This is a genomic window from Chakrabartyella piscis, from assembly GCA_030067835.1.
Lineage (GTDB): Bacteria > Bacillota > Clostridia > Lachnospirales > Anaerotignaceae > Chakrabartyella > Chakrabartyella piscis.
The window spans coordinates 405,966-420,065 of the sequence record CP092441.1 but is presented as its reverse complement, the minus strand read 5'-3'; the positions used below and the strand labels follow the sequence as shown (position 1 = coordinate 420,065).

The following is a 14,100-nucleotide window of genomic DNA, read 5'->3' as shown; positions in this document are numbered from 1 at the left end:
GGGGTGTTTTTATGATTTGCGTAGAGGAATCGAAATGTATCCAATGTGGCAGTTGCTTGACTGCTTGTCCATTTTCTGTTTTGGAGATGAAGGATGTACCAGTGGCAAACCCTGACAGGATTTGTATTTCTTGTATGCACTGTGCTGCTGTCTGTCCAACCAATGCCATCACTTTAGATGGCAAAGAAGGAATTTTACCAGAGCCACTCAGGCAATTACCAGAAACATTTGCTGGTGATTTGGAGCAATTTCTCTTGCAAAGACGTTCCATCCGTAGTTTTACAGAGGAACACGTAAACCACAACATCCTAGAACACGCTTTGGAGATTGCCAATTGGGGCAACAGTGCCAAAAATCAGAAACCAACCCATTGGATTGTCATTGATTCCAGAAAAGAGTTGGATGTGATTCTGGGTCATATTTTGGCTTTTGTAGACAAAACTGGTATCTGTCCAGAAATCAAAGAATTGTGTGCCCTTGGAAAAAATCCAGTCTTTGGCAATGCACAAACTGTGATTTTGGGGTATTGTGACAAAAATGCCATCAATCCAACAGCAGATACAGCAATTGCTTTGACCTATTTGGAATTGTACTTCCAAAGTATCGGCATTTCCACTTGTTGGGCTGGATATTTGACTAGACTTGCCAACAATATTCCAGAATTGGTGGAATACTTCCAATTGCCTGAACATCACGCATTTTTCGGTGGTATTTTCCTTGGATATGCAGACACAAGCAAAGAAGATTATTTGCATGTGCCACAAAGAATGAAAAAAGCAAATGTGACTTGGATGGATTGACATTTTAAAATCAATTGCAAATTTTTGTAGGGTACGCATTGTATGCGTATCGAAAGCAGAATGCATACAATGCATTCCCTACACAGCAATAATATGATTAGGTGTAGTTATCTTGAAATAGGCATTTCCACAAAGAATTACAGATTATACACACACAAAAAGGATGATGCTTACGCACCATCCTTCTGACTGTCAAAAAACTAAGAACTTTCTTTGGGTTTTAGCGTCGCAGACTTTCATCCGCAGACGGAATCGCATTTCGTCGAGGACAAAAAGCGATTTCTAGGTGCTTCGTAGAAGCACTTGCACGAGGAAATTGTCTTTTTTACCTATGTTCACAACTCGAAATCCTGATTTCGAGTTAGCGTGTCGATTTTTCGATACGCTGAAAAGGATGATGCCGAGGCACCATCCTTTTCTCATATATGCAAGGGGGCAACCTTGCAAATTAGAATGAATTTTATTCGTATTTGTGTTTCATTGCGATGTTGATTTGTGGTCTGCCTGATTTCCATTTCACTTCACCTGGAGTGATGGCACCAACCACTGGACATACATTCAAGCAAAGGTGACAGCCAACACAATTGTCATTGAGAATTGGACGTCTATTGATTGGGTCCCAATCAATTGCTTGATGAGCAGCATCGTAACAAGAAACATAACATCTACCACAGCCCACACATTTGTCATTGTGGAATTCTGGCAAAATCTTGAAATCACGATTCAAATCTTCTGCTGGAATGATATTGCCAAGTGCCAAACCAATAAAATCATCCAAACAGTTGAAACCATGTTCATCCATCCAATGCATCAAACCACTAGACATATCTTCTACGATACGATAGCCATATTGCATGACAGATGTGGTTACTTGCACGTTTCTACAGCCCAAAAGCATAAATTCCAAAGCATCGCTCCAAGTTTCGATACCACCGATACCACTCATTGGAACATTTTTGAGTTGTTCATTTTGCAACATTTGTGCCACAAAACGAAGTGCAATTGGTTTGACTGCTGCACCAGAATATCCAGAAATGGAGGATTTTCCGTTGACAACAGGCATAGCTGTCATGTTTTCATAATCAATATTGGTGATGGATTTGATGGTATTGATTGCAGAAATACCCTTTGCGCCACCTTCGATAGCAGCAATTGCAGGAATTTCCATAGTTGTAATGTTAGGTGTCATTTTTGCAATGACAGGCAATTTGGTTGCTCTGGAAACAGCTTGGCTATATCCACGAACCAACTCAACATTGGTACCAACGTCAGAACCCATTGCGTGACTTGTCATTTGAGGACAAGAGAAGTTACATTCAATCAAATCTGCGCCTGCTTGTTCAGACATTTTTGCAAGAGCATCCCATTCTTCATTTGTACTACCCATGATGGAAGAAACCATGATTTTATCTGGGAAATCTCTTTTCAATTTATACATATTTTCAAAGTTCAATTCAGTTGGTTTGTCAGAAATTTGTTCCATATTTTTGAATCCCAACCAAGGTGTTCCTTCTTTTTTGTTATGGTCAAAACGTGGTGAACATTCATCTGCTACAAAGATACCAACGGTTTTGTAGAATACACCACCCCAACCTTCTTCGTATGCCTTTGCAACCATTTCGTAGTTACTTCCTACAGGAGAAGAAGAAAGGAAGAAAGGATTTTCACATTTTACACCCAAATATTCAATAGACAAATCTTTTTTGATTGACATAATGTTCCCTCCTTATCTTTTCTCTAAGTATGCAATCATTTCCACAGCCGCTGCTTTTCCACCTGCCACGGCTTCTACAACAGTTTTACCACCATTTACGATATCACCAGCTGCAAAGAAACCTTCCAAATTGGTTTTGCCACTTTCGTCTACAACCAAACCGCCCTTTGGATTTTTTGCAAATTCTGCAATTTCAGCCATTTCTTCTGGAGCTTGACCAATTGCGAATACCACTGTATCCACTTGTACTTTAGCAGAGGAAACACCATCACGTCCTTTGAAGTGCATGAATTCCACTTTGCCATCGCCTTCCAAGAAATCTGGAGCAAAGTTTGTGGTCATTGGAATGCCCAAAGAAAGGATGTGTTCGATTTCTGCAATATCAGCAGGAGCTTCTTCAATGGTTCTTCTATACCAAATTGCAACGTGTTCTGCACCCATAAGTTTTGCAGACAACGCACAATCCATAGCAACGTTACCGCCACCGATTACGATGACTTTTTTGCCCATATCTGCTTTGCCACCAGATACACGAGCGTCTTTCAAGAAATCAACAGCTGTTTTTACGCCAGCCAAATTTGCACCTTCAATATCAGGCAATTTTGCCGCCCAAAGACCAGCACCCACAAAGAATGCCACATAGCCATCAGCTTTGAGTTCTTCAATTTTCTTTGCGTCTACTTTACATCCACATACAATTTCAACACCCAAATCAGTCACAGCTTGGATATCACGATCCACAACTTCTTGTGGCAATCTGGAATAGTTGATGCCATATGTCAAAACGCCACCAGCTTTTTCCATTGCTTCAAAAACAGTCACTTCATAGCCAGCTTTTGCAAGCTCTGCTGCACAAGTGAGGGATGCAGGACCAGAACCGATACAAGCCACTTTGCCTGCTTTCTTTTCTTCTGGAGCCACCAAAATTTTCATACCAAAAGCAGCTTCTTGTTCCATAGCAAAACGTTGCAATCTACCAATTTCGATTGGTTTGTCGATGCCACATCTACTACAAGCTTCTTCACACATTCTGTCATAAGGACAGACCATAGCACAACTGCCACCCATAACGTTGTTTTCACGAATGGTTTCTGCTGCACCTTTTACATTGCGGAAACGAATGGATCGAATGAATTTTGCAGGATCTGTGCCAGCTGGACATCCTTTGCTACAAGGGGAATCGTAGCAGAGCAAACATCTTGCTGCTTCTTCCATTGCAGTTCTTGGGGTAAACCCACATTGTGCTTCTTCAAAATAAGTTCCGATTTTCACCTTACTCAAAATAATCACTCCTTTCCTATATGCAAAAGTATCACCTTTGCCAATTGAGACATTTGCTTTGGATAAATTTTATGCACCAACTTCCACCTAGATGCCACATAATCCATACCCTTTTTTATAGAAGAAACTGCATTTCCTTCTATAGACTACCAAAGCAAAATTGGTCTCAAATCCATGTGCAATTCTGCTTTGTAACTAGTTACATTATAGCATTTATCAGGGTTCTTTGCAATTATGCCATTTTTTCGCTTGTGTTGTGAATTTCGTTTTTTGGTGTGTTTTTTGTGCAAAAGTTCAAAACCCTACAGTAAAATAACAGACAACTATATTCATTTGTATGCAAAATAAATTCCTACAAAAACATAGGAGTTATTCCAAGCAAACAGTCGAAATTCACAAAAATACACTTGTCCTTCTTATGAATACACTGGTTTTTTACCAAGAAATGACCTTTTCTTTTTGATAAAAAATAAACAACGATAATTGTCAGAAACCCTGTTGTTTGTTTTGACTAACATGCTTTTTGATGTGAAATTTCTATGAACTGAATGGTAAATACCCTAAAATTATAGGGGTATTAGCGCTATTTTGATTGGATTTTGACATGAAAACTGCAAAACATATGGGTACTGTATGGGGAATATATGCGGTAGGGTCAAGACCCTACCCTACAAATTGCGAATATCGAACCATATCGCCTAATGAAAGTGATTAGATTCTTCGTCACTTTGTTCCTCTGAATGACAAGTTTGTGCTTTTCTGACCACTGTTCACTGCCCACTGATTCGTCATGCAGAACGTAGTGAAGCATCTTGGTTTTTAGATTCTTCATCACTTTGTTCCTCTGAATGACAGTGATACTATCCATATATTCTATAGTTTTGCAATAAAAAAGCAGAGCATATACTCCGCTTTCAAATCATTTCTATTCACCAAGACAAACGCAATTTTTGACTTGGACACAAGGACACGCAAACGCCACATCCAGTACATCTATCTGATGTGATTTCCACAACACCGTCTGTACATTCCACTGCTTCATACATACAGACCTTTTGACAGACAGTACATCCAATTTCACATGATTCATCTCTTTTTATTTTACACACCAAAGGGTCTACCGTCATTTCATCGAAGGATTGCAAGCCGGTCAATGCACAACCTTTGATTTCCTTTGCATGTTTCACGTGGTGTTCTTCTGCCCATTTGGAGATACCTTCCACTACTTTTGTAATAACTTCATAACCTTCCAAAATGACAGCTGTTCCAATTTGCACAGCAGTTGCACCCAACATCAAATATTCAATGGCATCTTTTGCAGTGGAAATACCGCCAACACCACAAATGGGAATGTCTACCGTCTGTGCTATGGTTGCCACAGATGCCAAAGCCAAAGGTTTGACTGCTGCACCAGAATATCCACCATAAGTAGGCAACAAAGGTTTGCCCAGTTCAATGTCTACACCCAAAATACAACGTGGTGTATTGATGGCACTGACTGCTGCTGCACCTGCTTTCTTTGCCATTTTTGCCACATAGGAAATGTTGGATACATTTTGTGAAAGCTTCACCATCACTGGAATTTTCACATGATCCACCACTTCTTTTGTCATTTGATATACCTTTTCGCCACTGGATGCCACCACTTCTAGTGTTTCCCCTTGCGGACATGACAAACACAATTCCAATGCATCTGCACCTGCTTGTTCCATTTTGATGGCAACATAAGCAAGCTCTGTTGGTGAGCTGGCAGTGACACTTGCAATGAGAATACCACCACTTTTTTTGGCAATTGCAATTTCATCCACCCAATTTTCCATAGGCAGATGGCTATACAAGCAAATATTTTGGACACCCATATCGTTGCCTGCAATTCTAGGTCTGGTTTCCATATACATTTGGGTGCCTATGGTTTCTGTAATGACAGCACCAGCACCGGCAGCAAAGCATTTTTCAATGCATGCACCATCACGAACCCAAGGTCCAGCAGCAACAATCACTGGTGTGGAAAGTTCCAAACCCATCAATGTTGTTTTCATAGATTCACCTGATTTCTTTTATAGGAATTTACAATGGGAGGGCATGGAAACCCTCCCCTACAATATATGTATTTGTGTTTTGGTGTTGCGGAACAGCACAGCTATTCCCTACAATGTGTATTTGCGTTTTGATATTGCAGGACAGCACTGCTATCCCCTACGATGTGTATTTGTGTTTTGGTATTGCGGGACAGCACAGCTATCCCCTACGATGTGTATTTGCGTTTTGGTATTGCGGGACAGCACTGCTATCCCCTACAATGTATATTTTCGTTTTGATATTGCAGGACAGCACTGCTATCCCCTACGATGTGTATTTGCGTTTTGATATTGCAGGACAGCACTGCTATCCCCTACAGATTTCGATATTTTAGCTGACTTTGATTTCAGACATTTCTGCCACAGGTGTTTCCACAATTTGACCTTTTTCCATATTGCGATTTGCACTGGCAAGCATCAATTTGATACGATTGAGCTGATTGACTTCGCTGGCACCAGGGTCATAATCAATTGCAACCACATTGGATTCTGGATATTGTTTACGCAATTCCTTGATGATACCCTTACCCACAACATGATTTGGCAAACAACCAAATGGCTGTGTACAAACCACATTTGGCACATTGGTATGCACCAATTCCATGATTTCTGCTGTTAGGAACCAACCTTCACCTGTTTGGTTACAAAGAGAAACCAATTTGCTTGCATATTTACCCAATTCTCTAATGGAAACAGGTGCTTCAAAGCGTTCACTCTTTTCCAAAGCCACAATCATTGGTTTTTGGTACCATTCAATGGCACGTGACACCATATCGCTGATGACTCTGGATTTTTTGCTACCACCGAGATATTGTTCTCTAAAGGTTGCATTGTAACAATGGTAGTGCATAAAGCCCATCAAATCTGGCACAACTGCTTCTGCACCTTCACGTTCCAACAAATTCACCAAGTCATTATTTGCTGTTGGATGGAATTTTACCAAGATTTCGCCAACAACACCCACTCGTGGTTTTTGGATATCCAACAATGGCAATGCATCAAATTCTGCAATGATATTTCTAATATTTTCTTTGAAGGTTCGTAAATCTCCAACTTGTACGTCTTTTCTGGTTTTTGCAAGCCATTTTTCATGCAAACGATTTGCAGAACCTTCCACCACTTCATATGGTCTTGTGCGATATACCACACGCATAAACACATCTCCATAGATGATGGCTTGGATGGCTTTGTGGATCAATTTCGGACCCAATTTGAAACCAGGATTCTTTTCCAAACCAGCTGGATTGATGGAAATAACAGGAATATTTGGCATACCTGCATTTGCCAATGCTTTTCGGATAAAAGCAATGTAATTGGTTGCTCTACATCCACCACCTGTTTGGGAAATTAAGAGTGCTGTACGATTCAAATCATATCCACCAGAAAGCAAACCATTCATCAATTGACCAATGACAATGAGTGCTGGATAGCAAGCATCGTTGTTGACATATTTGAGTCCTGTGTCAATTGCTTTTTGATCCATAGCTTCCATAACTTCCAAACGATAACCAGAAGAACGAAAGACTGGTTCCAAAAGTGCAAAGTGCATTGGAGACATTTGTGGACACAAGATGGTATATTCTTCTTTCATTTTTTTGGTGAACAACACACGTTTGAGGGATGCTTCCCCACTTTTTAGGGTGACTCCTTTTTCACGTCTTTCTTCCAATGCAGCAAGCAAAGAACGTACACGAATTCTAGCTGCACCAAGGTTATTCACTTCATCAATTTTAAGAGCTGTGTAGATTTTGCCACCAGCTTCCAAAATACCTTTGACTTCGTCTGTTGTGACAGCATCCAAACCACAACCAAAGGAATTGAGTTGGATGTATTCCAAGTTTTCGTGACGTTTGACCACAGATGCCACTTCATACAAACGAGAATGGTATGTCCACTGGTCACGTACAATCAAAGGACGTTCCACTTGACCCAAATGCACCAAACTATCTTCTGTAAACACAGCAATGTTGTAGCCTGCAATGAGCTCTGGAATACCATGATTGATTTCTTGGTCTGCATGGTATGGTCTGCCTGCCAAAACAATACCTGTCATATTGTGTTCTTCGATATAAGCAAGGGTTTCTTCACCCTTTTTGTGCATGTCGGTTCTAAAGAAATTCCACTCCATCCAAGCAGCGTGAACCGCTTCCACAATTTCTTGTTCTGTGCAACCTTCTGGCACAAATTCCTCCACCATACGTGCTGCAATGTGTTCTTCTGTATCCATAGACAAGAATGGATTTTTGTAAACGATATCCAATTCCTTCAATTCTTCCACATTGTTTTTGATGTTTTCATTGTAGGATGCAACAATTGGACAATTGTAGTTGTTGTCTGCATTTGGATTGTCACGTCTTTCAAATACGATACCTGGATAGAAAATCATATCCACTTCTTTTTCAATCAAACTCATAATGTGACCATGTACCAATTTTGCTGGATAACAAACGGATTCACTTGGAATGGATTCCATGCCTTTTTCAAAAATTTGTTTGTTGGACTCTGGTGACAACTCCACATGGTAGCCCAGTTTTGTGAAATAGGTAAACCAGAATGGGTAATCTTCCCACATGTTCAGCACACGAGGAATGCCCACAGAACCACGTTTTGCAACCTCTTTTGGAATGGGTTCGTAGTCAAACAAACGATGTCTTTTATATTCATAAAGATTTGGTGCTGGATTTTCACTTTTTTCTTTGCCCAAACCTTTTTCACAACGATTTCCTGTGATAAATCTTCTGCCACCACTGAATTTGTTGATGGTCAACAAGCAATGGTTGGTACATCTTTGGCATCTAGCCATTGTGGATTGTACTTCCAAAGCATTCATTTCATCACGATTTACAAGTGTGGTTTTGTAACCCATTGTGTATTTATCTCTTGCAATGAGGGCTGCACCAAAAGCACCCATCAAACCTGCAATATCAGGTCTAACTGCTTTTCTACCGCTGATGTCTTCAAAACCCTTGAGTACTGCATCGTTATAGAAGGTACCACCTTGTACCACCATAGATTTGCCCATCGCCTTAGGGTCTGCAATTTTGATGACCTTAAGCAAAGCATTCTTGATAACGGAATAAGCAAGACCTGCGGAAATATCTGCCACATCAGCACCTTCTTTTTGTGCTTGTTTGACACGAGAATTCATAAATACAGTACAACGAGAACCCAAATCAATTGGACTTTTTGCTTGGAGTGCGATTTTCGCAAAGTCTGCCACGCTATAGTTCAAGGATTTTGCAAAGGTTTCAATAAAGGAACCACAACCTGAAGAACAAGCTTCGTTGAGCAATACATTTTCAATGACACCGTCTTTGATACGAATACATTTCATATCCTGACCACCAATGTCTAGGATGAAGTCAACGTCTGGTCTAAAGAATTGTGCTGCTTTGTAATGTGCTACCGTTTCGATATAACCCAAGTCCATTTGGAGTGCTTCTTTGATGAGACCTTCTCCATAACCTGTGACACAAGAATTGCGAATCACAACGGTTTCTGGCATTTGATCATACAAATCGTTCAAAGTTTTGCGAATAACCGCCAAAGGATTGCCTTCATTGCTACCATAGAAGGAATACAACAAGCCACCATCTTTGGAAACCAAGGATACTTTCGTTGTGGTGGAACCTGCATCAATACCAAGGAAGGCATCGCCAGAATAGGTGGACAACTCTTCCCTTTGGACTTTATTTTGTTCATGTCTATTTTGGAATGCTATGTATTCTTCTGCTGTTGCAAAAAGAGGGTCTAGTCTGCTGACTTCTGCCTCCATTTTGCCACTTTCAGTGATTTTTTGAAGTACATTGACAAAGGTCAATTCACCTACCTGAGGACATGACACCGCTGTGCCATATGCTGCAAACAAATGGGAAGATTCTGGTAAGATTGTGGTTTCATCGGTCAAATGAAGGGTTTCCACAAATCGCAAACGTAGTTCTGATAGGAAGTGCAAAGGACCACCCAAAAAGGCAACATGTCCACGAATTGGCTTTCCACATGCCAAGCCAGCAATGGTTTGGTTGACCACTGCTTGGAAAATGGAAGCTGCCAAATCTTCACGTTTTGCACCTTCGTTGATCAGTGGTTGGATATCTGTTTTGGCAAATACACCACATCTGGAAGCAATTGGATATAGGACTTCATGGCTTTTTGCAAGTTCATTGAGACCAGTTGCATCTGTTTGCAACAAACTTGCCATTTGGTCAATGAAAGAACCTGTACCACCAGCACAGACACCATTCATTCTTTGCTCAATATTTCCATTATCAAAATAGATGATTTTGGCATCTTCACCACCCAATTCAATGGCAACATCCACCTGTGGTGCTGTGGTTTCAATTGCTTTTGCTGTGGCAACCACTTCTTGGATGAATTCCACGCCCATATTTTTGGCAAGGGAAACGCCACCACTACCTGTAATCATCATAGAAAAAGGCAAATTACCCATTTCTGTCATGGCTTCTTTCAAGATATCCTTGATGGTTTTTTGAATTTCAGAATAATGTCTACGATATTCACCAAAGACAATTTGATCTTGCTCGTCTACCAATACCACCTTGACCGTGGTGGAACCAATATCAATACCCATTCGATACATTTGCTGAACCCCCGTTTGCATGTTGCACCTCCACACCTTTTTCTCTATTGTATGTTGGAGTATTCCTTCAACCAATCCCTTTATCAAAGCACATAACTCCCTATATTTCTCTATAATTCACCACTATATACTTCAATTATATGTCAAAATTTTGAAAATACAACCTTTTCAGCCGTTAAGATGTTGTTAAGAAACTGCAATACGCCCTTTTCTCTGTCATTTCCACCAAAGAATCTTACATACAATCCACTTCCACCCTTCACTTTTCACAAATATTGTGATACAATAAAAAAGATTATAGATAACTAGGAAGGAGGGCTTCTATGAACGGTTTTTTTATCTCCATCGAAGGTACTGATGGCAGTGGAAAATCCACCCAAATTCGTAAAATAGAAGCATATTTGCAATCCAAAAACCATCCTTTTCTCCTAACCAGAGAACCAGGTGGCACCCAGATTGCAGAGCGGATTCGTGATTTGTTGTTGCATCCAGAATACCGTGAAATGACAGCAAAAACCGAAATGCTTTTATACGCAGCAGCACGTGCACAACATGTGGAAGAATTGATTTTGCCAACACTTGCAAGTGGCACTTCCATTTTGACGGATCGCTTTGTGGATTCCAGCATTGCCTACCAAGCGTTTGGCAGGGAATTGGGGGATATGGTACAAGTGGTCAATGACATTGCAACTGGTGGCAAAAAGCCAGATCTCACAATCTTCTTGGATTTACCGCCACATCTTGGCATTGTCCGCAAGCAAAAAGAAGAAAACCATACAATGGATCGTTTGGAATTGGAAGCAAATACCTTCCATGAAAAAGTATATGAAGGGTTTGTTGCACTTTGCCAAAAAGAGCCAGACCGTGTAAAACGAATTGATGCAAGCCAAAGCGTAGATGCTGTGTTTGCCGAAATACTAAGGGAATTGGATGTATTGTTGATGAAATAAAACCATAGGAGGGATTTTATATGAAATTAATTATAGCCATTATCCAAGATGAAGATGCTGGAGATGTAATCTCTAATTTGAATGCAGAAGGTTTGCAAGTGACACGTTTGTCCACAAAAGGTGGTTTCTTGCGTGCTGGAAATACCACAATCATGACTGGTGTGGATGATGAAAAAGTGGAGTTTGTTTTGAAAGTCATTGAAGACAACAGCAAATCTCGTACACAATACGCAACACTTCCATCTTCTTGTGGTGCAATGCATGGATTTATTTTGGCACCGATTGAAGTCAAAATTGGTGGTGCAACTGTATTTGTATTGGATGTGGATCAGTTCCATAAGTTCTGATCTTTTGCCTTACATGACAGATTGGTTACGGTAGGGTCAAGACCCTACCCTACAGAAACCGAAGCACCGTAGGGTTCAGTCTTGACTGAACCGCAAAGACGTAATCCAACTAGAAAGGAGCATACTTTGTTTGCTTTTGCCAAAATTTGGGGCAACGAAACCTTGCTCCGTTATCTGAAAAAAACAGTACAAACACAAACCACTTCCCATGCGTATTTATTGGTTGGGAAGTATGGTTGTGGTAAAAAAATGATTGCAGATGCCTTTTGTCGGTATTTGCATTGTGAAAACCTAGGTGTAGAGGCTTGTGGTGTTTGTACCAGTTGTCGTTTGTTTGACGCTGGCAATCATCCAGATGTCATCTACATCACAACAGAAAAAAAGTCCATTGGTGTGGAAGAAATTCGTGAACAAATCTTGGAAACAGTAGGTCTATTGCCCTATTCTTTTCCAAAAAAAATATATGTCATTCCAAATGCACACACTTTGACACCACAGGCACAAAATGCACTTCTGAAAACATTAGAGGAACCACCGCAATATGCACTTTTTATTTTGCTTGCAGAAAGTACAGAACCTTTGTTTCAAACGGTTTTGTCACGTTCCATTGTGTTGCAACTTCCACCACTTCCAGATGATTTGGTGGCTGAATATTTACAAAAGAATCTATTGGCAACTGCTGATACTGCCAAAACATTTGCCATCTATGCCCAAGGGAGCATTGGTATGGCTTTGGAATTGTTGCAGGATGAAAGTTTTGCAGCTTTACGGGATTTTGTCCTAGAAAAAATAAGACAACTTCCAAAAATGAGCCTAGGAGATGCACTTCTTCTGGCAAAAGAATTTGAAAATTACAAAAACGATTTGCGTTTTTTGGATATGATAGAACTTTGGTACCGAGATGTGTTGGTGGCAAAATCCACCAAAAATCCAAACCACCTGATTCAACAGGAATACCAAGCAGATATCTTTGCTGCAACCGGTGTTTCCACTGCCAATTTGATTGCATGTGCTGAAGCTGTCCAATTGGCGAAAAAACAACTGTCCCAAAACGGGAATTTCAGACTGACTATGGAAGTTATGTTGATGAACATAAAGGAGAATACAAAATCATGATAGAAGTCATTGGTGTACGATTCAAAAAAGTAGGAAAGATGTATTATTTCGATCCTGATGGCGAAACCGTCCAAAAAGGCGATTTTGTTCTTGTGGAAACAGCTAGGGGTATTGAATATGGCGAAGTGGTCAAAGAAAATACAGAAGTTGCTGACACTGCCATTGTGGCACCCCTCAAAAAAATGACACGCAAAGCCACAGATGAGGATGCCAAAACTGTGGAAGTGAATATCAAAAAAGAAAAAGAAGCCTTTGAAATTTGCATGAAACACATTGCAAAATTGAAATTGGAAATGAAATTGGTGGATGTGGAAATGACATTTGATCGCAACAAATTGATCTTCTATTTCACATCTGATGGACGTGTGGATTTCCGTGAATTGGTCAAAGAATTGGCTTCAACCTTCAGAACCCGTATTGAACTACGCCAAATTGGTGTACGTGATGAAGCCAAAATGCTCAATGGTATTGGTATTTGTGGACGTTCTTTGTGTTGTGCTACTTTTTTGGGTGATTTCCAAACCGTTTCCATCAAAATGGCAAAAGAACAAAATCTTTCCCTCAATCCAACGAAAATCAGCGGTATTTGTGGTAGACTCATGTGCTGTTTGAAATACGAAGAAGAAGTTTATGAAGAACTGAACAAGAAATTGCCAAAAATCGGCGATATCATTTCTACACCTGATGGCAAAGGTGAAATTTTGGCTACACAAGTGTTGCAACAACAGGTGAAAGCTGCTGTACGCAAATCAGACAACGAACCACCTACCATTGGTTTCTATCATGTGGAGGATATCAAGCTTTTGAAAACCAGAAAGAAAAAACAACAAGAGTTGCAAGAAAAATTAGAAAATCAACAAAAACAAGAGAAACAAGAGAAACAAGAAAAGACAGACAAGCCAAAAGCGGACAAACCAAAGTCTGATAAACCAAAAAACGATAAGCCAAAAGCGGACAAACCTAAAGTGGAACCACCAAAGGTTGAGAAAAACGATAGAATCGAAAGATTGAAACAAGAAAAACTTGAAAAAATCGAAAAACTGAAAGCAGAAAAATCCAAATTCGATAAATCTAAGTTGGACAAACCAAAAGTAGACAAACCAAAAATGGATAAGTCCAAATTTGAGCAACCAAAGGCAGAAAAAGCCAAAGCAGATATGCAAAAACAACAAAACAAACCACAAAATAACAAAAAAACAAAGCATCAAAATGCA

Annotated in this window: 8 protein-coding genes and 1 pseudogene; 5 read left to right on the top strand and 4 right to left on the bottom strand. The window is 40.1% G+C overall.

The window, feature by feature from the left end; genetic code table 11:
• Positions 1-11: 11 nt before the first annotated feature.
• Positions 12-800, top strand: a complete 789-nt coding sequence (locus MJY40_RS01850; protein WP_317855383.1) for a nitroreductase family protein — start codon at positions 12-14, stop codon at positions 798-800.
• 460 nt (positions 801-1,260) lie between these two features.
• Here the strand turns inward: MJY40_RS01850 and preA are convergent, their stop codons facing one another.
• The 4 genes from preA to MJY40_RS01830 all read right to left on the bottom strand — a co-directional run bounded on the left by preA (position 1,261) and on the right by MJY40_RS01830 (position 10,473).
• The gene (preA, locus tag MJY40_RS01845) at positions 1,261-2,514 is read right to left on the bottom strand and encodes an NAD-dependent dihydropyrimidine dehydrogenase subunit PreA (protein WP_317855382.1); all 1,254 of its coding nucleotides are present in this window, start codon (positions 2,512-2,514) and stop codon (positions 1,261-1,263) included.
• A gap of 12 nt (positions 2,515-2,526) precedes the next feature.
• A complete protein-coding gene (locus MJY40_RS01840) occupies positions 2,527-3,786 on the bottom strand; it encodes an FAD-dependent oxidoreductase (RefSeq protein WP_331488247.1) in 1,260 nt (419 codons plus the stop codon).
• A gap of 938 nt (positions 3,787-4,724) precedes the next feature.
• Positions 4,725-5,834 carry a dihydroorotate dehydrogenase gene (locus tag MJY40_RS01835; RefSeq protein WP_317855381.1) on the bottom strand — a complete coding sequence of 370 codons (1,110 nt, stop codon included), beginning with the start codon at positions 5,832-5,834 and terminating at the stop codon, positions 4,725-4,727.
• Between the two features lie 370 nt (positions 5,835-6,204).
• Positions 6,205-10,473 (bottom strand): acyl-CoA dehydratase activase-related protein, encoded by a 4,269-nt coding sequence (locus tag MJY40_RS01830; protein ID WP_317855380.1) that lies wholly within the window; start codon positions 10,471-10,473, stop codon positions 6,205-6,207.
• A 323-nt stretch (positions 10,474-10,796) separates the two neighbouring features.
• Here MJY40_RS01830 and tmk point away from each other — a divergent pair, with 323 nt between their 5' ends.
• From tmk to MJY40_RS15620, 4 genes and pseudogenes are all read left to right on the top strand, one after another.
• Entirely contained in the window at positions 10,797-11,423 is a 627-nt protein-coding gene (tmk, locus tag MJY40_RS01825) for a dTMP kinase (protein ID WP_317855379.1), read from the top strand.
• Between the two features lie 20 nt (positions 11,424-11,443).
• The gene (locus tag MJY40_RS01820) at positions 11,444-11,770 is read left to right on the top strand and encodes a cyclic-di-AMP receptor (protein ID WP_317855378.1); all 327 of its coding nucleotides are present in this window, start codon (positions 11,444-11,446) and stop codon (positions 11,768-11,770) included.
• Positions 11,771-11,896: 126 nt separating this feature from the next.
• The gene (locus MJY40_RS01815) at positions 11,897-12,886 is read left to right on the top strand and encodes a DNA polymerase III subunit (protein WP_317855377.1); all 990 of its coding nucleotides are present in this window, start codon (positions 11,897-11,899) and stop codon (positions 12,884-12,886) included.
• Positions 12,883-13,782, top strand: a pseudogene (locus tag MJY40_RS15620) (PSP1 domain-containing protein); the annotation flags it as partial. The gene MJY40_RS01815 and the pseudogene MJY40_RS15620, both read left to right, overlap by 4 nt.
• Between the last annotated feature and the right edge of the window lie 318 nt (positions 13,783-14,100).